This window comes from Pseudomonas sp. S5D5, from assembly GCF_003013355.1.
Lineage (GTDB): Bacteria > Pseudomonadota > Gammaproteobacteria > Pseudomonadales > Pseudomonadaceae > Aquipseudomonas > Aquipseudomonas aylmerensis.
In genome coordinates this window covers 6,671,550-6,698,410 of sequence record NZ_PTEO01000001.1, presented here as the reverse complement: position 1 = coordinate 6,698,410, position 26,861 = coordinate 6,671,550, and the positions used below count along the sequence as shown (strand labels likewise).

Here is a 26,861-nt window from a genome sequence, read left to right as displayed (position 1 = left end):
CTGCCGTGAGATTCTGAATATGGACGTTCGCCCTGTTGTTGCCCTGAAAACCCTGTCCCAGCGTGGCCTGGCCCTGATCCTGGCCAATGCGCTGTTCTGGCAGCCGCTGCTGGCCCAGGCCGACGGTATCGTGGTCAGCGGTCCGGGCACGACCGTCGGCCAGGCGGGCAACGGCGTGCCGGTGGTGAACATCGCCACGCCCAATGGCAGCGGCCTGTCCCATAACCAGTTCAAGGACTACAACGTCGGCCCCAATGGCGTGATCCTCAACAACGCCACGGGCATGGTGCAGAACACGCAGCTGGGCGGGATCATCGTCGGTAACCCGAACCTCAAGGGCGGCGCTGCGAATGTCATCCTCAACGAAGTCAACGGCGGGAGCCCCAGCCAGTTGCGCGGCTACACCGAAGTGGCGGGCCAGTCGGCCAAGGTGATCGTCGCCAACCCGTATGGCATCAGCTGCAACGGCTGCGGTTTTATCAACACCCCGAATGTCACCCTGACCACCGGCAAGCCAGTCATCGACAAAGTCGGCCGCCTGGACCATTACCAGGTGGATGGCGGTGCGGTAACCATCGACGGCAAGGGCTTGAACGCGAGCAACGTCGACCATTTCGAGATCATCACCCGTTCGGCCAAGATCAACGCGCAGATCAATGCACGCGAGCTTACGGTGATCGCCGGTCGCAATGACGTCGATGCCAAAAGCCTGAAAACCACCGCGCGCGCCGACGACGGCAGCGCCAAGCCGGAGCTGGCGATCGACTCGTCGGCACTGGGCGGCATGTACGCCGGCGCCATCAAGCTGGTGGGCACCGAGGCCGGCGTCGGCGTGAAGCTCGACGGCACATTGGCCGCCAGCGGCGGCGATATCCAACTCGATGTCAACGGCCACCTGAGCATGGCCCAGGCCGCCTCCAGCGGTGCGGTGGATATCAAGGCGGCAAGCCTGGATGCCCAGGGCCCGGTCTACGCCGGCACCACCCTGAAGGCAAAGACCAAGGGCGAGCTGAAAAACCGCAAGAGCCTCGCCGCCCGTGACAGCATCACCCTCGCGAGCAACGGCAAGCTGACCAACAACGGCATCATCGAAGCCGGGGTCAACGCCGACAACACCCGCAACGCCGGGGGCGACGTCACGCTCGACAGCCAGCAGATCACCAACACCGGCACCGTAATCGCCAATCGCAGCCTGACCGCGAACGTCGCCCAAGACCTGGATAACCAAGGCGCCAGCATGAGCGCCAAGCAAGCGCTGAACATCATCGCCGGCAGCCTCGATAACCGCAACAAGGGCCAATTGCTCAGCGACGGTACTCAAACCCTCAACGTCAGCGGCCTGCTGGACAACAGCCAGGGCGGCATCATCGACAGCACGGGCGCATTCACCCTGCACGGCAATACCCTGGACAACAGTGCCGGCAACCTCACCGGCGCCAGCACGCTTACCCTGGATTTGCTCGGTGACCTGATCAACCGCAACGGCAAGCTGGCGAGTGTCGGGCCCTTGCTGGTCCAGCGTGCCGCCCATCTCGACAACCAGGGCGGCAAGCTCGCAAGCCAAAGCTTGCTGACGGTGTTCGCCACCAGCATCGACAACCAGAACAGCGGCACCCTGGCCGCCAACGATGGCCTGAGCCTGACCGCCTCCGAAGGCGTGCAGAACGGCACCAACGGCCTGATCCACAGCGAAAAGGCCGGCCTCAGCATTACCGCCGGCACCCTCGATAACAACGGCGGACGCATCGCGGCCAAAGGCGGCGATGCGCTTATCGATGCCACGGATTTCAACAACGGCAGTGGCAACCTGTTCGCCCGTGACCGCGTGCGCCTGAGTGGCGTGAATGTGGATAACGGCGGGGAGATCGCAGCCAACCGGGTCGACGTCAGCCTGCGTGGCGCGCTGGTCAACCGTGGCTTGATCGAAAGCGCCACGACCCTGGATGTCGACAGCGCAAGCCTCACCAACAGCGGGCGAATGCGCGCCCTCGGTGTCGTCGGCAAGACCCGCTACGCCATCGGTGGCCTGCTGAACAACAGCGGTAGCCTGGAGACCGCCAACGACCAATTGAGCCTCGCCGCCGGCACTTTCCAGAACACCGGCGGCAAGGTGTTGCACGTCGGCACCGGCGTGCTCGACCTCAGTGGCATCAGCCTCGATGACGTCGGCGGCAGCCTGGTGACCCAGGGCGACTTGACCCTCGACAAGACCCACTGGACCAACAGCACCGCGATTCAGGCCGGGCGCCTGACGGTGAATGTCGACAACCTGCATCAGACGGCCACCGGGCAATTGCTCGGTACCCGCAGCCTGGTCGGCAGCGGCCAGGACTGGACGGTGGGCGGCTCTGTTGCCAGCCAGGGCAGCCTCGACCTGTCGGTGGGCAACCTGCTCAATGACCACGGGTTGATCTTCAGCGGCGGCGACATGAACCTGAAGGTGGATCGCCTGAAAAACCTCGGCGCCAGCATTTACGCCATGGGCAACCTGCGCGTTGACCGCGACGGCCAGGGTGGGCTGGCCACCAGCATCATCAACAGCTCGGGCACCATCGAAAGCGAGCGCAACCTGGTCCTGGCGGCCAGCACAATCGACAACATCCGTACTGTGCTGACCACCGAATCGGGCATCTACAGCGCCTCCATCACCCCTATCGCCTGTGTCGAGGGCGTGACCGGTGGCGACTGCGACGGTGGCAAGCAGAACCGACCGTTCCAGATCACCCAGCGCGATCGCTTCATCGTCAGCGACGCGACGGCAGCGTCCAGCATTACCTCGGGCGCCGACATGCTGCTGACCGGCGGCGACCTGCTCAACAGCAGCAGTAGCATCGCTTCGGGTGGCAACATGACGGTGCGGGTCAACCAATTGACCAACGTCGGTGTGGTGACTCACGACACCCAGTACGACCGCGTGTTTACCTCCGATCGAGAGCGCAAGCCAGAGGGTTGGTACCGCTACGCCGCGGACTTCACTGACCAATATTCCATTGGCGGCACTCGGTACGACGCCAATAACCTCGGCGGCCTGGAAGCGTCGCTGGCGACGTTTATCGGCGCGATGCAGATGGAGAAGCTCCCCCTGCGCAAGACCACCGAACTGGCACCGGTGGACCAGAGCTACGCGGCCGTGATCCAGGCCGGTGGCGCTGTGACTGTGCAGGCCCAGGCGGGTATCGACAACACAGTCGTGCGCGGCGGCTACACCTACGTCGGCAGCGGCGCCAACAGCCATGCGCCGGGCTACTCGACCGAGGTCAGCCTCAACCCGCAGCTGCCGCCGGACGTCGCCCAGCAACAAGTCAACCCGTTGGGCCTGCCAGGCTTCGACCTGCCCACCGGGCAGAACGGCTTGTTCCACCTCAATGACGGCAATGGCGTGAACGGCGTGCCCACCAGCCAGTTCGCGGCCAACCCGCACAAATACCTGATCGAAACCAACCCGCTGCTCACCGACATGCGCCAGTTCATGAGCTCGGACTACATGCTCAGCAAGCTCGGTTACGACCCCGACACCGCGCAACGGCGCCTCGGCGACGGTTTCTACGAACAGCGCCTGATCCAGCAGGCCGTGCTTGCGCGTACCGGCCAGCGTTTCATCGACGGCCAGACCAGCGATGCCGACCTGTTCAAGCACCTGATGGACAACGCCATCAGCAGCAAGGACGCGCTCAGCCTGTCGGTGGGTGTCAGCCTCACCGCCGAACAGGTTGCGGCCCTGACGCACGACATCGTGTGGCTGGAAAACGCTACCGTCGCCGGGCAACAAGTGCTGGTCCCGGTGCTGTACCTGGCCCAGGCCAGCAACCGCCTGGCGCCCAATGGTGCATTGATTACCGGTAGCGACGTCAGCTTGATCAGCGGCAGCCACCTCAATAACGCCGGCACTTTGCGCGCCAACGGCAGCCTGCTGGCCAATGTCGGCAGCAACCTCACCAACAGCGGCTTGATGGAAGCCGGCGGGCGTCTCGACCTGCTCAGCGGCAACAACCTGACCAACCGCGCGGGCGGTGTCATTGCCGGGCACGACGTCAACCTCGCCACCGGCGCCGACCTGCTCAACGAGCGCACGGTGACCACCCACGAAAGCGCCAGTGCCTATCGCACCGAGCGCAGCGATTTCGTCGACAGCGCCGCGCGCATCGAATCGGCCAACGCACTGACCTTGCAGGCCGGGGCCAACCTCAACAACGTCGGTGGTGTGCTCAAGAGCGGCGCGGACACCACCGCGCAAGCCGTGGGCGACGTCAACATCAGCGCCTCGCAAACCCTCGACAGCGGCGCCATCGGCACGCGCTCCAACTACAAGACCATCGCGCAACAAGGCTCCGTGGTGGAAGCCGGTCGCGACCTGCACGTGGCCGCCGGGCGCGACATCAGCATCGTGGCCAGCCAGGTGCAAGCCACGCGCGATATCAACCTGGTCGCCACCCGCGATTTCAACGCGGGAGCAGCGGCCAATGAGCAGCACTCGACGTTCAACTCGAAAAAGGTCAAGCGCATCGAGGACCACGTCCAGCAAGTCTCCAGCGTGATCAAGGCCGGTGGCGACGCCAGCCTGAGCGCCGGGCAGGACCTGCAACTGGTGGCGAGCCAGGTCAATGCCGGCAGCGAGGCCTACCTGGTGTCGGGTAAAAACCTCAGCCTTAAAACCGCTGAAGACCAGGACTACAGCTTCTACAGCAAGACCAAGAAAACCTCCCAGGGCAAGAAATTCCGCCTCGACGAAACCGACGCCGTGAACAACGTTGGCAGCCTCGTCAGCGCTGGCACTCACAGCACGGTCGTCGCCGGCGAAAACCTGCTATTGGCCGGCAGTGCCGTCACCGCCGAAAAAGGCGCGGCGCACTTGGTTGCCGGGCAGGACGTGAGCATCCTCGCGGTGAGCAATTCGGACAGCGCCCGCCACGAACGCAAAGAGAGCAAAAGCAGCTGGGGCGGGCTCAAGGCGAGCAAGGTCGAGGACAAGGTCGACGAAAAACGCACCACCGCCATGGGCAGCATGGTCTCCGGCGAAACCGTCACCGTCGCGGCCAAGCGCGATGCCGTGGTGACCGGCTCCGCGCTGGTCAGCACCGGCGACCTCGCCGTGCAGGCCGGCCGCGACCTGACCATCGATGCGGCGCAGAACACCTTCGCCCGCACCGACATGCACAAGGAAAAAAACCGCGACCTCACCGGTGTGTTGACCGGCAACACGCTGGGCCTGGATGACATCACCGGCAACCAGAAACTCTACATCAACAGCTCGAAGCACAACGGCACCGCCAATGAAATGACCCTGACCGGCAGCACGATTGGCTCAAGTGCAGGCAATGTGTCGCTGACTGCAGGGCGTGAGCTGGCGGTGATTGCCAGTGATCTGGTGAGTACCAAAAACATGGCGCTCACCGGTGCGAACGTCAGCATTACGGCCGGCATGGAAACCGCCAGCCAGACCAGCAAGGACAGTTCCAAGAGCCTGGCGGTAGGCCGTGTGATCGCGGGCACCGTGGTCGATACCACTAAAAGTATCCGTGATGCCGCCGAGGCAGCGCGCAGCTCCGACGACCCGCGTCTGAAGGCAGTGAAAATCGCCCAGGCGGCGCTGTCGGTCTACAACCTCAATAACCAGGCGGGCGAGCTCAATAAGCAAAGCACCGGTTTCAAGGACAAGACCGGTGGCTCCGCCGGTAACGGCTCGCTGATCAAGATTGGGACTGAACTGGCCAACACGCGGACCAAAAGCAGCAGTGAATACACCGCCCAAACCGCTCATCAGAGCAGTCTCAATGCGGGTGAAAACCTGCTGATTGTCGCGGCGGGCGACGCGCCGCAGACCTTGGGTGACCTGCTGATCACCGGCAGTTCATTGAAAGCGGGCAACACTCTGTTGTCGGCGAAAAACAACATCCTGCTGCAAAGCGCGCAGAACACCACTGAGCGTAAAAACGATGGCTCGCGCAACCGGACTGCCATCGGCGCCAGCTTCAACATTGGCGAGCAAAACGGCTTCACTCTCGACCTGGGCGCACAAACCGCCAAGAACCTGGGGTCGGGTGGCTCGGTGACGCAAGTCAATACCACCCTGGACACCGGTTCACTGGTGCTGCGCAGCGGCCAGGACACGACCTTGGCGGGAGCGCAGGTACGGGCTGATCGCATTGATGCCGACATCGGCGGCAACCTCAACATCCTGTCGCGACAGGACACCGAGACCTCCAAGAGCAAGCAGGACAGCGCCGGCTTCGGGGCGAGCATCTGTATCCCGCCGTTCTGCTACGGCTCCACCGTGGCGGCGTCGGCGAACCTGGCGGCGTCGAAGATGAACAGCGACTACCAGGCGGTGACCGACCAGAGCGGGTTCTTTGCCGGTAAGGGCGGCTACACCATCGACGTGGCCAAGAACACCACCCTGCAGGGCGCGGTGATTGCCAGCGAAGCCACGGCTGACAGGAATTTACTGCTCACCGATCGTCTGCTGGTCAGTGACATCAAGAACAAGAGCGAGATCGAAAGCAAATCGGCGGGCATGAGTGTGTCCGGTTCCTACGGTGGCGGTGTCGGTACGCTCACACCCGGGGCCCTGTATGGCATGGCGCTGAATGATTCGGACCACAGCCACACCCGCAGTGCCGTGAGTGAAGGCACGATCGTGGTGCGCAACCCGGAAGGCGCGGGTGACCTGATCGGCCTGAACCGCGACACGGCGAATGCCAACCAGCACCTCGACAAGCCTGACCAGAAGGCCATGCAAGAACGCATGGACCTGATCAAAAGCTCGATGGAGTTGACCAAGGGGATCGGCGACGCCATCGCCGCCGCCAGGATCAATGCCGCCAATGACCCCAACAGCGACATCAATAAAGCCACACGGCAGAAGCTGATTGAGGACGGTATCGCTAACCCGACACCGGCGCAGATCAGCCAGCAAGCCCAGAAGGATTATGGCGTCGGCAGCAGCTTCCAGAAGGCCAGCCAGGCCGTGACGGCCGTGGTGCAGGCGGTCATGGGTGGCAGTGTTGGCGGTGCGTTGGCGGGTGCGGCGGCACCGTACCTGGCCCATGAAATCAAGCAGCAGACTGAAGGCGACCCCTACGCCAACCTGATGGCTCACGCAGTGCTGGGTGCGGTGGTGGCGCAAGCCCAGGGTAACTCGGCATTGTCAGGGGCAGCCGGTGCTGCAACCGGCGAATTTATTGCCCGTCAGCTGTATCCGGGCACCGCGACCGCTGACTTGACCCAGGCGCAAAAAGCAACGGTTTCCGCGTTGTCGAGCTTGGCTGCGGGTGTGGGCGGAGGGCTCGCGGGCGGTGACATGTTCGGCGCTGTCGCCGGCGCTCAAGCAGGACGTAATGCGGTGGAAAATAACTGGCTGAGCGAGACAGAAGCCCGTGCACTTGATAAAGAACTGACAGCCTGTAAAAACGTCAGGGGTGGAGACTGCGCGCCGGTGATAAAGAAATACATCGATATCAGTAATGAAAACAGTAAAAGAATGGCGGGTCGCTGTACGGGCGGGGGATGGACGTGTGTCCCGCGCGAAGAGGAAATCCAGGCAAGTACCAATGTTGCCAGAGATGCCGATCCCTCACAGTTCCGCATGAGTGAAAAGTTGAAGAACCCCGAGGCCATTGCGCTGGTTAATTATCTGAATGGCGCGGACCTCAAGTTTCTGAAGGAAAACATTACCGACTCAGACCGCGTGATGTCGGTTGTCATCGATCCGTTCACGTGGCCTGCCATTTTGATGGGCGGTAAATCCATTCTCACCAATGCAGTGACCAAAGGGCGAGAACAGTTAGTCTCCGTGGGCGTTTCCGCCGGTGTTGGCGCCGGTATCCAATACGTGACGGATGGCAAGGTGACACTGGCGGACGTGATTGGCTCTGGGATAGTCGGGGCCATCACCCCCGGTAAAGGGTACAGCCCTACGGTCACGTGGAATGCAACAGGTAGTTATTATCAGGCTGAAATGAAGGGCGATGATCCGTTCATGGCGGCCTTGGTAGGTAAAGCGGGCGCAACCGTAGGGTTCGGCATTGGTAACATGGTCAAATTACCCTTGGAGAAGGGCCTTAACCCTTTGTCCAAGCAGTACGAGTGGGTACCGGCCGGAATATGGACTATTACAAAGCCCGCCCCGCCAAGCTCCATTCCTTCCATCGCGGGTAATTTGGGTGACTCCACGGCCTCCGGGCTTTTCAACAAAAGCGTTGAGTACTATATGAAGAAAAGAGACCTCAATGAGAAGAAATGAACCCTGGTGGGTCGCCATTTATCTGCCGTGTGCCTTTGCGTTGGCGCTGCTGTTCATGAGTGTGTTCTTCCAGGTGGCGGGGTACTGGTTGAGTGGTGGCGAGGATGTCATCGGACTGGTGAAGGAAAACAGCCTGCTGTACCTGAAAGTGGCCGGGGTTGGATTCATCGCGGGGTGGGTGCTTTGGTTCTTTAATGTGCGCTGATTATCCACGGGCAGCGGAGCGTATCAGGCGGACACTGCGTTAAACTCCGGCCCGTTGTTCGGCTAGGCGCCTTTACCTTTTCAAGGACGATGAATGAAACCCGTAAAACTTTCCCTGCAGGCCTTCCTGATGTCCTGCCTGGTGGCCGGCTGGGGCCTGGTGTATGTCGACCGCATCCAGTGGGGCATCCGCGTCGCGGCGCTGATGTATATCGGCATCGTGCTGCTGGGCCTGTGCGGGCTGATCTCGACGCCGCTCGGTTTGTATGTCCTGTTGGGCTTCATCATCAGCGTCAAGCTTGCCTCGGCGGTCACCGCCGCGGTGCTGGCGCGCCGCTACACCGGCCCGCTGAATGTGCCGCGCAAACGTGTCCACGTGCTCTATGTGGGCGTGCTGGTGGTGGTCACGCTGGTCTTGCTCTCGGTGCTGCGTGCACCGCTGCTGGGCTTCAACACCTACTTCGTACCGACAGCCTCGATGGCGCCCACCGTGTCGATCGGCGACTACATCGTGTCCGACCTGCGTGCGGGGCCACCCAAGGTCGGTGACATCGTGGTGTACCGCTGGAATGGCACCGAAGCGATCAAGCGCGTGGCGGGCGTCGCCGGGGACACCTTGGAAATCGTCAACGGCGAGCTGATCCACAACGGCGAAAATGTCGGGCTGTTCCATGCCCAGGCCGACCGTGTGAAAGGCCCGGAATCGCTGACGCTCGCGCCGGTCAAGGTTGCGCCGGGGCACGTCTACCTGCTGGGCGATAACCGCCACAACAGCAATGACAGCCGCTTCATGGGCCAGGTCGCGGTTGAAGACGTGGTGGGCAAGGTGACCGGCATCTGGTCCTCCAAAGACCGGACGCGGATCGGCACGACATTCCCTTGATACCTTCTTGAAGCTGGAGCAACACCCTATGAATGTCCCGAACACCACCGGACGGGCGACCATCCTGGCCAGCATCGGCCGCCGCCTGGCCGCTCGTATCATTGATTGCGCCATCGCAGTGCTGATCTTTTTCATCGTCAAATCCGGCGCCGACGCGGTGTCTGCCTATGTGCCTGCGATAACGTCCCAGCGTGGCATTCTCTCGGGCTTTTTTGCCGGCTTCGCCTACGTCCTGTTGGCCGATGCATTGCCCAATGGCCAGAGTCTCGGCAAGCGCCTGTTGAGCATTGCCACCGTCGACCGCAAGACCCGCAAGGGCTGTACCCTTTCGCAGTCGCTCACCCGCAATGCCGGGGTGCTGGTGGTGATCGATTGGGTGTGGATCTTCATGGAGTCACGCACGCGCCTGGGGGATATGTTCGCCAAGACCATCGTGGTCCAGACCGGCAACCTGACCACGGTGCGCAGCCTGGCGGACATTTATGACAACGGCACTTCCCGTGGCTGATGGTTATTTAACGGACAAGGACACGTCAGATGATTTACCGAGCTTTTATCCTCCTGTGCCTGGCAACCCTCGCCGGATGCCAGGGCCTTCCCTATCGCGGCGCTGAAGATCAGGCGCGGATCACGGCTGACCTGAAGCTTGCGGCGACGCCCGCCGAGTTCACCAGGTTGCGTTGGGCGTACACGAACTACGGCGTGATGAAGGGCGAGCAGACCGAGGATGCAATCGCCGTGGTGCAGCCGGGCCTGATCACATTGGTGGGCTATGCGGGCGGGCACTATGTGCGTCAGGCCAGCTTTCCCGTGGCCACGGTGGACTGTGCGTACATCTTCGACAGCGAGACCAGTGATCGGCCGATCTGGCTGCTGCAGCAAGACCGTATCGTGTTCCTCACCGTTAGCGACTTCCGTGGCAATGGCGACGTGCTCAAGCGCACGCAATTGGTCAAGGCATTGGCCGCCAGCGGCTTCACGCTGCACACCGATGCCCAGGGTCCGGCCTACCGCCCCACCGGCAAGTCGGAACGCCTGTTGGTGCTCAACCCCATCGTCGGCAAGCACATGGAAGACATCGCCGAGAACCAGGCGCACAACGTGTGCCGCCCTCAACCCCTTAAGGATAAATGACTGATGAGCGATTCAGCGTCGGTGGCCGGCAGCGATAACCTGGCCAGCCCGGTCAAGCGGCTGCTGGGCTACCTCATCGATATGGGCGTGGCGTTTGGCTTGCTGTTGTTGAAGACGCCGCTCGGCTATGCCTCCCTGTATGCCCACACGGCGACGAGCCTGATGCTTTTCCAATACGCCAGCTCCGCGCTGACCTTATTGGCGATTGGGTACCTTCTCTTTTGCGATGCATTGCCCCAGGGCCAGAGCCTGGGCAAGCGCGTGTGCCGCACGGCGGTCGTGGGTTATCCGTACCCCACGAACTGCACCGTGGTGCAGTCGTTCCTGCGCAACCTGCCGAAGCTGTTGCTCAGTGTGCTGGACGGTATGTTCGTATTGATGGGACTGCGTCGGCGCCTGGGCGACATGTTGGCCAAGACGGTGGTAATCAATACCTGACGCGGGCATTCAAGGTGGGAGCGCGGCAGCTCCCATCCTGATCCCAGGCGTGTTACAGCAACTTGCGCTGCACCGCCTCGTCGAGCGTGCTGCGCGTCAATGCGTCGACCACTTCGCGTGTATCGCTCTGGAACGGCAGGCCCACGATCAGCACCAGATGCACCCAGGTGCGCACCGATTCACTCTTCTTGACCCGACCCAGTTCCTTGCCATCCTTGTCCTTGAACACCGTTTCAAGGGTGAAGATGTTCTTCGCGGTGGTCGGGATGACACAGAACGTGAAGCCGGTAATGAACGCCGACACCGGGCTGTATTCTTCATTGTTGTGCAGCGTGGCATCCACATAGAGGTCCGAGTCGACCTTGTCGGTGCTCACCCGCGCGAAGCGGTTGGACTGGCGAAACGTATCCGCCACAGTCTTTTCCCACAGCGCCGCCGGTGCACCCGCCGCCGCATTGCCCGGGCCGCCGTTGACGTGGTTCTGCGCGGTGGTGCGCACGTACACCGTAGGTTTTTGCTCCGGCGCATTGGCGGTCGGCGGCCAGGTCTGCACGGCTGGCAGTTCGTGTTGCGAGTACGACACGCAGCCCGTCAACAGGACGGCAGCGAGTACCAGGCAGTGTTTGATCAATCCTTTCATGCAGTGCTCCTTGAAGTTATGGCTTGGCCAGTTTGGCGGTGGCCGTGTCGAGCAGTTGCGCGACCAGTTTGCTCAATTGCTGGGCGCCCATGGACGGTGCCCAATACTCGCCGCTGTAGAGGCCGACGTTGTGCTCGAACTTGATCGACTCCTTGGCCGCAGCCAATTCCTTGCCGTTGCGGTCGACGATCACCAGGTCGCCGGCGACGTCGAAGCTGTCGACATAGATCGGGCCGTTGACCCAGATCCAGATCGTCAGCGTCAGCAGCGCGCCGGGCACGTAGGCCGGGTGCGGGCTGCGATGGCCCTTGAGGGAGGTCATGTTGAACTTGAGCACGACGTCGTTTTCTTCGAGGCGCACGGGGTACTCGGTGACTTGCTTGAAGTAACCCGCCGTGCGCACGTACTGGTTGAGCTGGGCCGTCAGGGAGCGGCTGATCGCCGTCTTGTTGGCCTCGTTGACGTCGGCGTCACTTACCGCCACATCGGCGATTTGCGCGCTGCGCGGGCTGCTGGCCGCTGCCGGGTGGAGCGGGGCGCCGATAGGGCCGGTGACGGTGTAGGAGACGCAGCCGGTCATCGACAGCGTCGCGATCACGGCCGCGGCCCGGAGGAGAAGTTTAAGCACGCAATATCCCTATAAGTGAACGAACCAAGTCAGTGTCTCGACCCATCCGGGGATAACTTGAGCCTCCATTGTTTATTTCGCCAAAAGGCCCTCGGGCGGCTTTGCGAGCGGCGGGGCACAGGAGTAAAGTCGCGCCCGTTACCTGACATTCCCCTCGCATTCGTTGCATGGAAACCCGCTCAATGGACCTGAAACCTCTCGCCCTGTGCAGCACGCTGTTGCTGCTGTCTGCCTGCAACCACCAACCCTGGGTGCCCTACGTTGCACCGCCCGCCGGTACCGACACGGCCAAGTTGCGTGTGATCACCAATGGCGAAGTGCGGGGCGGCGCGTACACCGGCTGCGTCGGCAATGAGCAAGGCTTGGCCAAGGCCGGGCGTTTTTATGATGTGGTCAAGCCGAGCATCAATTACCCGCAATCACCCTTGGTGCCGCCAAAGTTGGGCATGCCCCCGCGCGTGCTGCCGAAGATGGCCGAATACCTCGGTGTGACCAGCATGGCCGAAGGGATGTACACCGAGATCGTGGCCGAATACCAGGTGCCGGCGGGTAAGCCGTTTCTGATGGTGCGCGAGGAGTTGGCGGTGGGCAGCTACGGCAGCACCTACAGCAAGTGCCCGGCGCTTTCGCGGGTGTACACCTTTGAAAAGGGCCGCCAGTACGAGGCTTACGTCGGCATGGTGTATGGCTCGGATACCGAGGGCAAGATGGGCGTGCGCTGCCCCTTCTTTGTCTACGAGTTGCTGGCGCCGAACCAGGGCATCCCGATGGCGATGGAGTCGACAGTGGCAGCCGATCGCCCGTGCCGTTGAGGTGCGGGTCGATTGAGTAGAGATGGCTTAACCCGAACCACCTGAAGCTTGCGTCTGACCTTGTGAACGGATCATTCATTCACGAGGTTCAGACCCATGTCCTACTCCCCGCTCTTCCTGCGTCCTGCTGCCCAGGGCTTTGCCGTGACCTTGTTGGTGGCGCTGGCTGGCTGCGGGCTGTCTGCCTCGCATGATGTGGCCAAGCCGGCCAACGCTGCGCCGGTCGCCGAGTTGAAAAGTGCCGCCGTTCAGGGCGCCGTGAGCCAGCGCATGCCGTCGCCCGCCCCCATGACCACGCGCCTGGTGATGCAGGATTCGGCAGCGATGGCCTACCGCAGTGAGCCCCGCGAGCAATACCAGAACCTTCCGGATAACCCCGTGCACCGCGTGGCCGAAACGCCGGTGTCCACCTTCAGCGTCGATGTCGACACGGGCAGCTACGCCAACGTAAGGCGTTTCCTCAATCAAGGCAGCCTGCCGCCCGAAGGCGCTGTGCGACTGGAGGAAATGGTCAACTACTTCCCCTACAACTACGCGTTGCCCACCGATGGCTCGCCCTTTGGTGTCACCACTGAAGTCGCCACCACGCCGTGGAACCCGCACACCCAATTGCTGCGCATCGGCATCAAGGCCTCCGACCGCGCCGTGGCGGACCTGGCCCCGGCCAACCTGGTGTTCCTGGTGGATGTGTCCGGCTCCATGGACCGCCGCGAGGGTCTGCCCCTGGTCAAAAGCACCCTGAAGTTGCTGGTGGATCAGTTGCGCGACCAGGACCGGGTGTCGCTGGTGGTCTATGCCGGTGAGTCCCGCGTAGTGCTCAAGCCCACTTCCGGGCGAGACAAGGCCAAGATCCGCAACGCCATCGACCAACTCACTGCCGGCGGTGCCACGGCGGGTGCGTCCGGCATCGAACTGGCTTACCAGATGGCCCGCGAAGGGTTTATCGACAAGGGCATCAATCGCATCCTGTTGGCCACCGACGGTGATTTCAATGTCGGCGTCAGCGACTTCGACAGCCTCAAGCAAATGGCCGCAGACCAGCGCAAAAGTGGCGTATCCCTCACCACCCTCGGCTTTGGCGTGGATAACTATAACGAACACCTGATGGAACAGTTGGCCGATGCCGGCGACGGCAACTACGCCTACATCGACACCCTGCGCGAAGCGCGCAAGGTGCTGGTCGAGCAACTCAGCTCGACCTTGGCGGTGGTGGCGCGGGATGTGAAGCTGCAGGTCGAATTCAACCCGGCACGCGTCAGCGAGTATCGCCTTTTGGGCTATGAAAACCGTGCGCTCAAGCGTGAGGATTTCAACAACGACAAGGTCGACGCCGGCGAAATCGGTGCAGGGCATACCGTCACCGCGCTGTATGAAATTGTGCCGAAGGGCGAGAAAGGCTGGTTGGAGCCGCTGCGCTACGCGTCAGCGCCTGAGGTGGCGCACAACACCGGCGAGCTGGCGCTGCTGCGGGTGCGCTACAAGCCGGCGGCAGGCGGTGACAGCCGGCTGATCGAACGCCCGATCGTCAACGCGTCCACTGCGGCCAGCGACGACCTGCGCTTCTCGGCGGCCGTGGCGGCCTTCGCCCAACAGCTCAAGGGCGATGGCCGCTACACTGGCAGCATGAGTTTGCAGGACACCGCCGCACTGGCCCGCTCGGCGCGTGGGGATGACCCGTTCGGGTTGCGTAACGAGTTTGTACAACTGGTGGAATTGGCCCAGAGCCTCAAAGCCCCGGCCAAACAGTGAATAAAGGGAGTTAGCCATCGATATGCCCGCTCCAAACGACCTGCCCAGCGACGAATCGCTGCTGGCCCGCTACCGAACCGGCGATGGTGCCGCGTTCGAAGCCTTGTACGCGCGGCACCGCCAGGGCCTGTATCGGTTCCTGGTGTCCCTGAGCAACAAGGCCGAACTGGCCGAGGAAATCTACCAGGAGACCTGGCTCAGCCTGATCCGCAGCAACACGCAGCCACAGGGGAGGGCGAGTTTTCGTACGTGGCTGTTCCAGATTGCCCGCAATCGCCTGATCGATTACTGGCGCAAGCACGGTATTCACAACCCCCTGCACGACAGCTACGACGAGCAACTGCACGCCCAGCCCGACGACAGCGCCGGGCCCGAGCAGCAACTGAGCCTGAGCCGCGACCAGGCGCGCCTCGACGCCGCGTTGCAGGCGTTGCCCGAAGACCAGCGCGAAGTCTTCCTGCTGCGCCTGCACGGCGACCTTGAGGTGCCGCAAATCGCCGCCCTCACCGGCGCCCCGCTGGAAACCGTAAAAAGCCGCCTGCGTTACGCCCAGCAGAAACTGCGCCGCCTGCTGGCCGAGGAGATACCCGCATGACCGACTCACGACAAATGCCTGACGACGAGCTGATCCAGCATTTTCGTCAACACAGCACGGGCGAACCGCCTGCGTCCCTCGACGCCTTCATCCTCGCCACCGCCCGCCGCGAAGCCCCGGCGCCGCAGCCAAACCTGTGGCAACGCTGGCTGCAAGCCTGCCAACGCCCGCGCTGGCAGATGGCATTCGCTACCGTCGCAGGCCTCGCGCTGATGATCGGCGTGGTGATGCGCTCGCCAGTGCCGCAGCCCGAGATATCCACCGCGACCTTCTCCGGTCTTCAACAGGACACTGCACGCCCGGCGCCACAAGCGTTCTCGGCGCCTGCGCCTGCGCCCATGGCCCGATTGGCCGTCGCCCCACCGCCCCAAGCTGAAATCGCCGGCTCATTGGCAGATGCCCCGGCCGCCAAACAACTGAGCAAGCGTGCGCCGGTGGCGTTGCCATCGTTGGAACAGGGCTTGCGCGAAATCCTGCGGTTGCGCGCGGCGGGAGAAAGCAGGGCGGCGGATGAGCAACTGCTGGCGCTGCATGAGCGTTTCCCCGAGGAAGACCTGCCGGCGCGATTAGAGGCGTTGCAGAAGCACTGAATCAACATGTCTAGTCCTGAAATAGGTTTACACCTATTTCAGTCTCAAAACGCCCGATGCAGTGCATCGGGCGTTTTGGATTTCAGGGACAGGTGTGGCCGTTCCCCGTTGTAGATCAGCACCGACTCATCCACCATTTTCACTGCGTCCGCCAGATCTTTAGGGCGATAAAGCAGGAGCTCGGTCTTCAAAATGCCGTTTATCCTCTCCGCCGTGTTGTCAGGTAGTCAATCTACCTCGAGCCAGTCGCATTGCATATCAGCTGTCCTCACCACCTGGTGATCAGAAATCACGCTGGTCATCTTGATTCCCTAGATGCGTAGTTGCATGGACTTGACCACCCATTTGCATTCGACTTGACCAGTCGTTTGCATCAGATTTGAGCAGCACACTGGATGGCCTTGATCGGCAAAAAACCGCCAGAAGCAGCCCATCGCGATCAGTAACGTTTGACGACAACGCGTCGCTCTCGCACTCTGTTTCCCCCCTATTATTCACCAGGCTTCCCTATGTCATTCGCAACCGTAGTGCTGCTTGACTCCTGGCCACAGCCAAGTACGTCGCCCGAACCCATCGTGTTTGCCACGGACACGCAGCTATGTTTACGGTATTGCACCGCAGGGGAAGAAATAGCTGTAATCCATTTTCCCCTAGTTAGGAAAATGCAGTTCGGCTCACCAAACGACGAGGCTTTGGGCGGTCATCCGCTTATTGGGCTTGGTCTCAAGCATTACCAAATTCATCGAATAGATAATTCGCCTTGGCTAGCAGAGCTTGAGCAGAGAAACGCCATTCATCCGCGACACGATAGACAGCGGTTTCTAAAAGATGCCATCCATTATGTCTTCACGTTTCAGGACTCTACTCTGGAATGCATCGTAATTGAGGGGCAGTTCTGGCATCCAAAAGTACAAGTCTTTACCTCGGAGCAGAACGCAAGGGATGCCTGGCGCGAACTGATAAATGACGTGGGCGCATGATCTCAAAAGTCACGAGTGGATGCCCGCTTTGGGTCGACTTCTGCCGATCAGGCCACCCAGTGTGCTGGTCAAACCCGATGTGAACGACTGGCTGCGCTCCACCAGCGCCTTGAATTGTGCCGCCGTTGGCGCATTTGCGCTTCGCAGTGGATCACACCGGTCGATCTTCTTAAGAGCGACGATTAAAAGCCAGAAACAACAAAGCCCGCACAAGGCGGGCTTCGTTGGGGCTTCATAGACTGTCTGATACAGCCAGAAACTAGTATGTGGTGCCCCGGCGTCGTTTGAACTGGACAGTAAGATGCCCGTATTCATTGGGTCTGCTTGGTGGTGCTTCGGTTAGGCATACACGTGGGCATACACGGCGCTTCCTTCTGGCCACTTTTTCGAGGTGCCCCTGTAGGGTAAAGCAACACCCAATGGTGGCTGATATGTTGCCATGCAGCTGAGTAGTTACTTCTTCGTTCGACCTTCTGCCGCCAGTGAGGCGAGCGCAAGGGTGATGAATCTTGCATTTTCATCCAGGGTATCCAGGCATTCGACTTGACCAGCCGTTTGCATCGGATCGGACCATCACACTGAGTGGCCTTGGTCGGCAACAAACGGCCAATAGCTGCCTCTCATTTCAGCAGCAATAGGCAGGTGAGACTGCATCTTATGACTGAGTATTTGTGCAATTCAGAGGGGGCATTTCTTCATTGAGAGCCGTAGTCGCTGCCATTCATTCCAGCAGTCCTCGGCAACTAAGTCCCGGAAACCACGTTCGTTCTCCATATCCAGGGCGACGTCGAATGGAACTGCAACACACGTCGCGTGATCACGGATTTTGAGTGCCTCGGACTCTGTAAGTGGGGAGCCTTTGTTCGTTTCGGCGCTTTGCAAAGCCACCGAAAGCGCCGGAATGAATACAACGCAAAGCTGTTCCGTCATCTGTTGCTTGCCTCAATTGTGCGAGATGGCCGAAAGATTACGCTGGTTGCTTAATCACGGCTATTGGCCAAGAGCATCCATCGCCTGATGTCAGCTTTGGGTCGACTTCTGCCAATCAGGGCCAGCCAGTGTGCTGGTCAAGTCCGATGCGAACGACTTGCCAAGTCGAATGCAAATGAGTGGGCAAGTGCAATGCGAATGGGTGGTCAGGTTGAGTGCAATTACCCACCCTAGAGGCCACCAACAATGTGGCGTAGGGCCGCTTTGGAAAGGCAGCATGAGAGCACATATCCAGCCCCCCTCCAAAACTGGTGTAACCGGTGTTACGAGTGTAACGCCCTTCACCAAACGTCCGGTTTCATTGGCTTTCATGCCTGTTACACAGTTGAGCTACATAGCGTACCCCCGATGTAACGCTGCCCCTGCGTGTAACGCTAAAGTCAGCATCCGGATGTTGTGGGCAGGCGCGTTGCGCTCGAGCCTACCAAGCGAATTTCGCGGGCTACGCCTTTCGATGAGAGGAAATCACGCTGGGGACCCTGAGAGCTTTAGCTTCACACGGGGCATGAAACCCGCGGGATCGAGTTAGTGGGAGGCTTTGGAAGTTACTGAAATTTCAATCGTTGAAATTGAAAGGATTTTGAAGAAAGCAGGACATCTTTACAGTATCGGTAATGGTGCTCTCAGATGGATCAATCGGTTAGGCAAATGCATAGGTAACTGGAGTTCACCAGGTTCACCAGTTCACTAAGCTGGGAGGCTTTCCGCTAACACGATCCTGCGGGTTACCTACCCCGAGTCCAAGTGAAGTCCTCAGGGGCTCCGGTACTTGGTTGTCGGCTGCCCCTGACCTTCGCTGGGGGAATCGACACTTCCGGGGTGCTGGGGTAGTAGCTCCACTTAAACGCGTGTTACGCAGGTTACGGGTGTAACTAATTCATCTAAGTTACTGTTTAATTGGATTTTTTTGTAAGTAACACTACGTCGACGAGTGGGAAGAGAGGGGTGTTACTCACTCGGCCTGTGTAACGCTGAACTAGATCGATACTATCCTTTTCGGCGGCACAGTGAACCTGCCGCGTGACTGCATTGGGTGCTTCCAAGATGAACGTGAGGCCAAAACTGGTGAGGGCCGCGAGATCCTCGGGCTCGCCCGATGTGGCTCCCAGGGGTTTGACATCTATTTGTCGACGTCCTCGGGCATTGCGACTGTCGCCGGTGATCAAGACCAGATCCTCCGGGGCTACAAAGTGCGTCAATGCTGCGGCCAGGCGCTTATGGTCGTCAGTGACGGGATGCAGTTGAACTCATGTGAACTCAGGAGGCGTCTGATGCAGATCGACTCCGCCACCTGCGTGGAGGACACTCTGGCAGTCCAAAAGCTAATTGGCGAATTGCTGCCTCCCTTCGTTAATCCTTCGCCTGGGTCGGTTGAGCTCGCTGATCAGAGGAAACTGCTGCAGCAAATGCACATTCCAGTCGACTAACTGGTAGTCGACAAAGCCGAAGATATCCTGCATTGAATCGTCAAGGACGCAGCTCGGCAACACGGTGGTCAGCGCCGCGACCAATGAGTGCTGCACGCAGGATGCAGCCCGGTACTTGTCAACGATAAGGTCAGCCTCTCATTGAGCTGCTCGCCTTGCAACGGATGGAGCTCTGTCAGACGCATCGCGGGATAGCCGCCATCTGGGTTGCTCAACTTCAAGGTATAAGCCCCTGCGCCCCGTATGCTGCGATAACGTCATCACGACGGCCTAAAAGCGTAGGCTTGGGAATGGAGGCTCAAAAAACGGATCGTTGAATCTCGGCAGACGCTATGATTGCTCAAAACTCATTCGTTATCAGCGTGCCCCGAGTAGAAAACCGACCCAATCGGTGGTTCTGGGAAAGAAGATAAGATCCATCACTGGTGGGGAGGCATTTGAGCGTGTGAGCGTGATACGAGTTGCTGGGCGTTAGGAGGCCGACGCGTTGTAGCGCCATGACCCGAACGCACGTCAGGGATAGTCGCCGGTATGGCACAGCAAACTAGTGTATTTAAGGGGGGGTTATGAAAGCTATACCGTTTAACGTTTCCGCCAGGACCGCAAGACTAATAGGCAGGGAAAACGTTTCATCTGCTGAAGGTGCGCTGATTGAACTGGTAAAAAATAGTTATGATGCTGATGCGTCGTTTTGTATTGTCTATTTTGATGATGAATTTGTTGAGTTTCCAGGCGCATTAAATACTCTTGAGTATGAGAAGTTTAAGAAGGTCCTTGGAAGGCTAGGGTTACAAGATGTTCTTTGTTTCTACTCGCTTGATATGTTTAGTGAGTCTTATGTCTTTTTGAGGCCGTCTTATGAGAAGGCTTTCACTGCTGATCAGAGAAAAGTAATAGAAAAAACGCTATCCGAAAGTGGTACGGTTTATATCCTTGATGATGGTGATGGGATGACCGAGGATGTAATTGAAAAAGCATGGATGACAATTGGTACCGATAATAAGAATTATAACTTTGTATCTGTTAATACCGGTCGTGTGAAGTCTGGAGCTAAAGGCATTGGTCGTTTCGCCTTGGATAGATTAGGGGAAGAGTGTGAACTATTAACAAAAACAAAGAATTCGAAAAAATGCCTTTTTTGGAAGGTTAATTGGGGCGATTTCGACCAGCAAGGGTTGACTATCGACGGAGTTAACGCAACGCTTGGTTTTGTAGATCGCTCTTTACAGCTCAACCTTTCAGAAGCACTCGGTGAAGACCTGGCGCAGTCACATAATGTCCAAAGTTTAGTGCAAGGTAGTCAGATCAAGATTTCTCGTGCTAGGGACTGTTGGAAGAAATCCAATGTTGAAAAAATATTTTCGGAGTTGGCATCGTTAGTGCCTCCAGCAGAGGCTGGAGGGTTTAATGTTTATGTATATAGTAGAAAATATCATTCGGAATTCGGTCAGGTATTGCCAAGTATTTGTGATGATTTTGATTATAAGCTTTCAGCTCGTATGGATGATGATGGGGTAATTAACTTCGAAGCGACGCGGCAAGAGTTGGACGTTAGTCGTCTTAACGACGATCTTCTTGCCAGAGGGTTCTTTAGAAATCCTGCTTATACGAAAAATAAATTGTTTGGCGAGTCGGTGAAGTATGATAAATCCCTTTATCAGCTTATGCCGGGACTCAAGGAAAGCAACGAGAAGGCTCATGAGCTAATCGGTAGGTTTGATTTTACCCTGTACTTTTTGAAACGGGTAAGTGACAAGAAAGATATTGAAATATTTTTGCATCGTTCTTATAACAGTGATTCTCGCAAACGGTGGCTCGAGCATAATAATGGTGTTCGTATATATCGAGATAATTTCAGGGTGCGCCCTTACGGGGAAATCGGTAAGGCCTCTTGGGATTGGTTGGGATTAGGGCGGAGACAAGCTGAGGATCCTTCGGCGCTTCGATCAGGTCGCTGGCGAGTAGCCCCTCATAATATGTCGGGTATTATCAATATCTCGAGGCTGAATAACATTGGCCTGGAGGATAAGTCGAGTCGAGAAGGCATTCAAGAGAATGAGGCATTTAGTCTTTTTAAGTCTATAATTGAAGCCATTATTAAAGAGTTTGAGCAGGATCGAAGTTCTTTATATAAGGAGATCTATTCTTTTTATAATGATAGAAAGAATACTCCTTCAGATGAGGAACTTAATCCAAAGCAGGAAGAAGATGCGGAAAAGTTAGCTCAGAAGATTTTTGACAATATTAAAAAAGAACACGCTGAGGTCAAGGATGATTCTGAAAAGCTGGCATTGGCTCTCCTCAAGGAAAAAGCTCGTACTCGAGAGATTGATGATCGGCTAGAGGATATGAAGAAGGAGAACTCTCTGTTGAGAGTCTTCGCTTCAAGCGGAATTACTATTGCATCATTTACTCATGAATTGGATAGTTTGAACTCAAAGCTGGGTAATCGATTTGATCAGTTAGAGAATCTAATTCATGGATATGTCGATTTAAGTTTGGACGCTAGAAAGGTAATTCAAGATTTTAAAAACCCATTCAAAAGAATAGAGATGCTCAGGCGCGACGATGAGCGAGTTAAAAATTGGATAAAATATTCGCTGAGAACTATCAGAAAGGATAAGCGGAAAAGAGTAAAAATTAATATAAAGACATACCTTGAGAATCTGCGTGATGAATGGATGGGTACCCTTTCAGAGCGTCAGGTTTCCGTGCGCGTAGAGGTCGATGATCCATCACTTTGCTTGAAAGCTTATGAGATAGACTTGGACTGCATATTTAATAATTTAATTATCAATTCGGCGGACGCTTTTAAACGGCCAGGGTTTTCTGGCGGACGTGGAATTACAATCGGGTCCAAAGGATTAAGTGGGAAGATACTCTTTGAGTATAAAGACACAGGTCCTGGTCTTTCTCCAGATATTCAGAATCCGGTAGATATTTTTCGACCAACTTTCACTACAAAGACAAATAGTCTGGGCGAAGAAATTGGTACTGGGCTTGGAATGTGGCTTATTCAGAAAACAATTGAAGAATATGGTGGTACAGCCCGGCTCGGGCGAGGGAATGGTTTTAGTATAGAAATGGAGTTGAATAGATGAATAAGGGGCGGGTGGTTTATATTGATGAAGATCCTGATGATATTGTATATTTTCAGGAATTTATGGACGGTCATTTTTCATTGGAAGTTGTCCAGATAGTCAATGGTTCAGATTTGAATGACGTAGTTGACGATATAATGAATTCACCTCCAGATGCCCTCGTGACAGATTTTATGTTGAACGAGAAGGCAACTGTAGGATTTAATGGGCAAGCGTTGATAGAGCTGGTGCAAGAGCGTAATAAACACATTCCCTGCTTCTTGCTGACATCCCACGCTCCAGATGCATTAGACGCAACACATGATGCTCGCTTGGTTCAAGCTAAAGCTGTAATGATGAAAGATGATCTAAAGTCCTTGTTTAGAGCCCAGATAGCTAAAGTAATCGAAGATCACAGAGTTCGGCTCAATAATTCTGAAGAGGAGTTTGGAGCTTTGCTTGCGCTGCCACGTGAAGAGCTCACAGCCCAACAGAGACAGAGAATTATTGAGCTGGATAGCTATCTAGAAGAGCATGGCCTTTCAAGCGTAATGCTTCCTAATGAACTAAAGGAGGATCGTAGTTTAGAGTTGTTGACCAAGTTGGTTTGCCAAGTAGATATGTTGCTGAAACGTGAGGGAGGGGCGTGATGTATCCAATTCATTCCTGTCGCCCGGAGCGGCGCGTCGATGTTGAGCAGAAAACTCGGTACTCATTATACAAACTTGAGCTACGAGAAGACTTTGTCTCAAAGTGTGGTTATTGTGACACTCCCGATTACTATTCGGGAGGGAGGCGAGGTTTTCATATTGATCATTTTGCTCCAAAATCAAAATTTGATGCGCTTAAAAATGAATACAGCAATTTAGTTTATTGCTGTCCGATATGTAATATTGGGAAAAGTGACGATTGGCCGGGGGAAAGCTCAGATACTTCATATGTTGGTGAAGTCGGATATGTTGACCCGTGCCATCCGGATTATCATAATCATTTGGCTAGAGGCGGAGATGGCGCAATCCTACCGTTGACTCCTTTGGGAGCTTATATACACAAGAAGCTCAAATTTAGTTTGCGGAGACGACAGATCTGTTGGCTTATGGAGCGTATGGAGCAGCAGTTGGTTGAACTCGCCAAGATTGCTGATAAGTCCGAAGGAGAGAGCCAGGAGGTCAAGGCACTTTGTGAGCTAACAATCAAGTATTTTGAATATGCGGGAATGTTAAAGCGTGAATAATGCTTTTTTAGAAAAGATCGAAAGGTCTCGAGTCTCGACCACAAATGAGATCGCGGCGGAAAAGAAGAAGCTAGCGGAGCAATATTTTACTCCAGCTAAAGTATCAGCTATTATGGCAGACATGTTTCGAGCTCTTCCTGGTCAGACAGTTTCTGTTTTGGATCCTTGTTGTGGCGTAGGGAACTTGTCTGCTGCTGTTTTAACGCGTGCTGAGCGAGAACAAGAACGCGCAGTACTAACATTGATAGAAAAGGACGGCTTCTTAGCCGAATTAGCGAAAGATAATTTTTTTGATATCGCTGATGTTAGCGTAATTCATTCGGACTTCTTTGATAGTTTTCCGAGGCTTTCTAGTTATGATCGAATTATCCTCAATCCCCCATATTCGAAAATTCTCGCGGGCACTGATGCAGCTAAATTCTGTTTTAGTTATCTTGGATATAAAGAGGCAAATATTTACTCTGCCTTTGTAGCGTGTTGCTTAAGGCTGCTTTCTGATGATGGAGAATTAGTCGCGATCATTCCTAGGAGTTTTTGTAATGGACCCTTGTTCAAACGGTTTCGAAACAATATTTTGGATGGGTTTTATTTAAGGGAGATGTATCTTTTTGAGTCGAGAAAGATATTCTGGGATTCAGATGTTTTGCAAGAGGTTTTGATTCTTAAAATTTCAAAAGCAAGTAGTGAGTTTGTTCGTGTTTCTCATGAAAAAAACAACGGTGAAGTGTTTAGTAAAGAAATATGCCGAGATAAAGTTTATTTTAAAGGGGACATGCAAAAGTTTATTCATATCCCTCTAGCTGCGGGTGATGATGAACTCCTGAATAAGATTTCTAGATTTGGTAATACTCTTCTTACTTTAGGGTTGCGAGCGTCTACTGGTAAGGTTGTAGATTTTAGATGTGGCGATTGGTTGTTGGAGAAGAGAAGTAAAAGTTCGTCATTTCTCTTGTATCAAGATAGCGTTGGGGTTGATGCGACCATTACTTTTGAACGCGGAACTGCTGGAAAACCCAGGCACATAAAAATATGTAATGAATCTATGTCTGTTTTGATTCCTCGGAAAAATTATGTGTTGGTGAGACGAATATCCTTTAAAGAGTCATCTACAAGAATTGTAGCTGCTCCTCTTCTAGAAGAGTCTTATAGTGATGAGTATCTGGGGGTGGAAAATCATTTGAATTATATTTGGGGTGAGACGGTGAGGCTTAGTAATAATGCGTGTCTCGCGCTTTTTGCGTATCTATCTACCAATACTATTGACTCATATATTCGAAGGTTTTCTGGCCATACTCAAATTAATGCTACCGACTTGAACTCGATCCCGATTCCAGAGCTTGCGGAGTTGGAATCTTTTGCGGAGTGTAACTCGGCTATGTCTATGAGTGAACTTATAACTCATGCAGAGCAAGTCTTCTTTTGTGATTTATAGTGATTTTTATGATTGTATTAGCATACGGTTTGGCCTTTTAATTAAAAGGCCTGCGAGCTCTGAGCTTTTTTAGAAAATGGCCTTTTATAGCCATCGATGCATTTTTTGGCTACTTTATGAGTAAGCTTTCAACTTTGTCGATGTCGTGCTTGGTTTTCCATTTCGTCAACATTTTGTGATTGACGGCTTTGGTTTCAAAAACTTCAGCGGTGTGTGGATTTTTGTAAGTTTTTAGCTGGCGTGGCCTGCGAGTGTTGGCCGCTTGTAAAGGTGCTTGGCAGCTTGATCGGCTCTGTGGGTCAATCACAATGATGATGTGTTTGAGGCTAAAACCATATTGATCCAGCAGCGCATGCAGCTTGTTCTAAAACTCCATTTTTTTGCAGCATGCCGTCACTTTTCAGTACTTCCAACGCCTGTAGCTGCTCGGGCAAGTGGTTTTCAGCTGACGGTATTTGGTAAGTTTTGACATTGGTTTCCAGCGATATGTGCTTTGACGATATCCATCTGAATAATATCAAAGCTGACAAGCTCACCATTATGACCGGCCTCTCAACTTACTTTCTACGTAGCTCATTTCATTACTTATCGGATTGATGGTCAGTGCCTGAACCGTTGTGGTCTTTCCGGTTTTGGTGTCGACAATTTTCAGCAATGCGGTCAAGTGCTCCTTCCGCACTTTCAAGGTGTCGCTCAAGCTCGCGCTGCTATAGATTTGATTGATCATGGTCGTCGTCCCGATGGAGTTATAAACAGCCCGCGTGCGCAGGCTGTTTCAGGTGGCTCAGAGTGTTACAGCGAGAGGATGTCTTTTATGGTGAGTTTGTATGAGCGGTCAGCGAGTTCACGACTACCCCACGTGTCGAAGCCTTCACCCTCTTTAGGCAGCACCAGTCTTCTCAGGCTGATCTGGTCGCCACCCAGGAAACGCTGAACAGCCCACAGTTTGCCGCCCAAATCCATCAGTGCCTGAGCTTTTTCGTTCCACTGCTCTTCCAATACCTTTTCGGCCAGCAATAGGGCCGTTCTCTGGATGGCAAGGTGTTCCCTTTGCGCCTCGGCAATGTGCTCGTCGACGATGACCAGCTCCTGCTCCAGCGCGGCAGTGATGAGGTGCTGGCGACGATTGTGTTCGATGGCCGTCGCGAGGTTTTTCGCAGCCTTTTGCGCTTCAGCATTGGCGTTTTTTTCGCCCTCGGTGTCGCCCCACGCCACGGCTTGAGCATAGGCGGTTGCTGCATCTCTTTCGGCCTGTCGGGCTTTTGCCATGTCCTCAGTCGCTTGCTTCTGGATTTGCTCCAAGCGAGTACTGAGGCTATTCCGTTTTTCGTTGAGCTCCTGCTCGTCGGATTTCCAGTTCTCCATCGATTCGGTGTAGCCCGTCATTAATTTCTCATGATTAACGAGATTTTCACGTCGGGTAATTCGATTAGTAGCAATGCTGGCCTGATGCTTTAAAGAGTCGTAAGGGATTTTCAAGGTGTTGTACTGTTTGCGAATTTCGTTAAGCCGATCAGCATCCAGCGTCTCCTCATCCTTCAGGAGCACCTCCAGCGGAGCGATCTCGATATACATCTGTTCAATTTCACTCAGATATTTTGCCCTATCGACTTTCAGTTTTTCGATCTCGACCAGCAGCTGTTTCTTTTTGCAATGTTCGGTGGCTTCACTGTCGTCCGAGACATGTTGTACGCGCTCTGCAGCTTCAAGGCCTCCTAGCTCATTGGTTAGTAGTTCACGTTGCTCTGTGGATGCTTGAAATTCGTTCATCTGTCATGTTCCTTAAAATTAGGTTTTGGTTTTGGG

General features: G+C 56.0%; 19 protein-coding genes and 1 pseudogene. 15 read left to right on the top strand and 5 right to left on the bottom strand.

The window, feature by feature from the left end; translation table 11 throughout:
• Positions 1-19: 19 nt before the first annotated feature.
• From C9990_RS30620 to C9990_RS30595, 6 genes are all read left to right on the top strand, one after another.
• Complete coding sequence (locus C9990_RS30620; RefSeq protein WP_106805494.1) at positions 20-8,239, top strand: hemagglutinin repeat-containing protein; 8,220 nt, start codon at positions 20-22, stop codon at positions 8,237-8,239.
• Positions 8,226-8,444, top strand: a complete 219-nt coding sequence (locus C9990_RS30615) for a hypothetical protein (protein WP_065899526.1) — start codon at positions 8,226-8,228, stop codon at positions 8,442-8,444. Before C9990_RS30620 ends, C9990_RS30615 begins: the two co-directional genes overlap by 14 nt.
• Positions 8,445-8,537: 93 nt before the next feature.
• Positions 8,538-9,326, top strand: a complete 789-nt coding sequence (gene lepB / locus C9990_RS30610) for a signal peptidase I (RefSeq protein ID WP_106805493.1) — start codon at positions 8,538-8,540, stop codon at positions 9,324-9,326.
• A 28-nt stretch (positions 9,327-9,354) separates the two neighbouring features.
• Entirely contained in the window at positions 9,355-9,834 is a 480-nt protein-coding gene (locus C9990_RS30605; protein ID WP_106805492.1) for an RDD family protein, read from the top strand.
• A 29-nt stretch (positions 9,835-9,863) separates the two neighbouring features.
• Positions 9,864-10,460 carry a hypothetical protein gene (locus C9990_RS30600; protein WP_106805491.1) on the top strand — a complete coding sequence of 199 codons (597 nt, stop codon included), beginning with the start codon at positions 9,864-9,866 and terminating at the stop codon, positions 10,458-10,460.
• Between the two features lie 3 nt (positions 10,461-10,463).
• Positions 10,464-10,898, top strand: a complete 435-nt coding sequence (locus tag C9990_RS30595; protein ID WP_106805490.1) for an RDD family protein — start codon at positions 10,464-10,466, stop codon at positions 10,896-10,898.
• Positions 10,899-10,950: 52 nt separating this feature from the next.
• Here C9990_RS30595 and C9990_RS30590 read toward each other — a convergent pair whose 3' ends face one another.
• Positions 10,951-11,538: a hypothetical protein gene (locus C9990_RS30590; protein ID WP_106805489.1), complete on the bottom strand. Its 588-nt coding sequence runs from the start codon at positions 11,536-11,538 to the stop codon at positions 10,951-10,953.
• A gap of 16 nt (positions 11,539-11,554) precedes the next feature.
• On the bottom strand, positions 11,555-12,166 hold the full coding sequence (locus tag C9990_RS30585) for a hypothetical protein (RefSeq protein WP_106805488.1): 612 nt from the start codon (positions 12,164-12,166) through the stop codon (positions 11,555-11,557).
• A gap of 182 nt (positions 12,167-12,348) precedes the next feature.
• Here C9990_RS30585 and C9990_RS30580 point away from each other — a divergent pair, with 182 nt between their 5' ends.
• From C9990_RS30580 to C9990_RS30565, 4 genes are all read left to right on the top strand, one after another.
• Positions 12,349-12,978, top strand: coding sequence for an amidase (locus tag C9990_RS30580; protein ID WP_106805487.1), 630 nt, complete (start codon positions 12,349-12,351; stop codon positions 12,976-12,978).
• Positions 12,979-13,074: 96 nt separating this feature from the next.
• On the top strand, positions 13,075-14,727 hold the full coding sequence (locus tag C9990_RS30575) for a VWA domain-containing protein (protein WP_106805486.1): 1,653 nt from the start codon (positions 13,075-13,077) through the stop codon (positions 14,725-14,727).
• Between the two features lie 22 nt (positions 14,728-14,749).
• The gene (locus C9990_RS30570) at positions 14,750-15,322 is read left to right on the top strand and encodes an RNA polymerase sigma factor (RefSeq protein ID WP_065899535.1); all 573 of its coding nucleotides are present in this window, start codon (positions 14,750-14,752) and stop codon (positions 15,320-15,322) included.
• Entirely contained in the window at positions 15,319-15,912 is a 594-nt protein-coding gene (locus C9990_RS30565) for a hypothetical protein (protein WP_065899536.1), read from the top strand. The genes C9990_RS30570 and C9990_RS30565 overlap by 4 nt, the downstream gene beginning before the upstream one ends.
• A 44-nt stretch (positions 15,913-15,956) precedes the next feature.
• On the opposite strand, the pseudogene C9990_RS30560 reads toward C9990_RS30565, so the two are convergent.
• Positions 15,957-16,124: pseudogene (locus C9990_RS30560) on the bottom strand (integrase core domain-containing protein); the annotation flags it as partial.
• A gap of 297 nt (positions 16,125-16,421) precedes the next feature.
• On the opposite strand from C9990_RS30560, the gene C9990_RS30555 reads away from it, so the two are divergent.
• From C9990_RS30555 to C9990_RS30525, 5 genes are all read left to right on the top strand, one after another.
• Positions 16,422-16,892, top strand: a complete 471-nt coding sequence (locus C9990_RS30555) for a hypothetical protein (protein WP_106805485.1) — start codon at positions 16,422-16,424, stop codon at positions 16,890-16,892.
• A 2,983-nt stretch (positions 16,893-19,875) separates the two neighbouring features.
• Entirely contained in the window at positions 19,876-22,410 is a 2,535-nt protein-coding gene (locus tag C9990_RS30540) for an ATP-binding protein (protein WP_106805483.1), read from the top strand.
• A complete protein-coding gene (locus C9990_RS30535; RefSeq protein WP_106805482.1) occupies positions 22,407-23,039 on the top strand; it encodes a response regulator in 633 nt (210 codons plus the stop codon). The genes C9990_RS30540 and C9990_RS30535 overlap by 4 nt, the downstream gene beginning before the upstream one ends.
• Complete coding sequence (locus tag C9990_RS30530; protein WP_106805481.1) at positions 23,039-23,623, top strand: HNH endonuclease; 585 nt, start codon at positions 23,039-23,041, stop codon at positions 23,621-23,623. Before C9990_RS30535 ends, C9990_RS30530 begins: the two co-directional genes overlap by 1 nt.
• A complete protein-coding gene (locus C9990_RS30525; RefSeq protein ID WP_106805480.1) occupies positions 23,616-25,055 on the top strand; it encodes an N-6 DNA methylase in 1,440 nt (479 codons plus the stop codon). The genes C9990_RS30530 and C9990_RS30525 overlap by 8 nt, the downstream gene beginning before the upstream one ends.
• Positions 25,056-25,164: 109 nt before the next feature.
• On the opposite strand, the gene C9990_RS32880 is transcribed toward C9990_RS30525, so the two are convergent.
• Both C9990_RS32880 and C9990_RS30510 read right to left on the bottom strand, forming a co-directional pair.
• A complete protein-coding gene (locus C9990_RS32880) occupies positions 25,165-25,413 on the bottom strand; it encodes a histone-like nucleoid-structuring protein, MvaT/MvaU family (protein WP_371920717.1) in 249 nt (82 codons plus the stop codon).
• 434 nt (positions 25,414-25,847) lie between these two features.
• A complete protein-coding gene (locus C9990_RS30510; RefSeq protein WP_256595147.1) occupies positions 25,848-26,825 on the bottom strand; it encodes a chromosome segregation protein SMC in 978 nt (325 codons plus the stop codon).
• Positions 26,826-26,861: the final 36 nt, after the last annotated feature.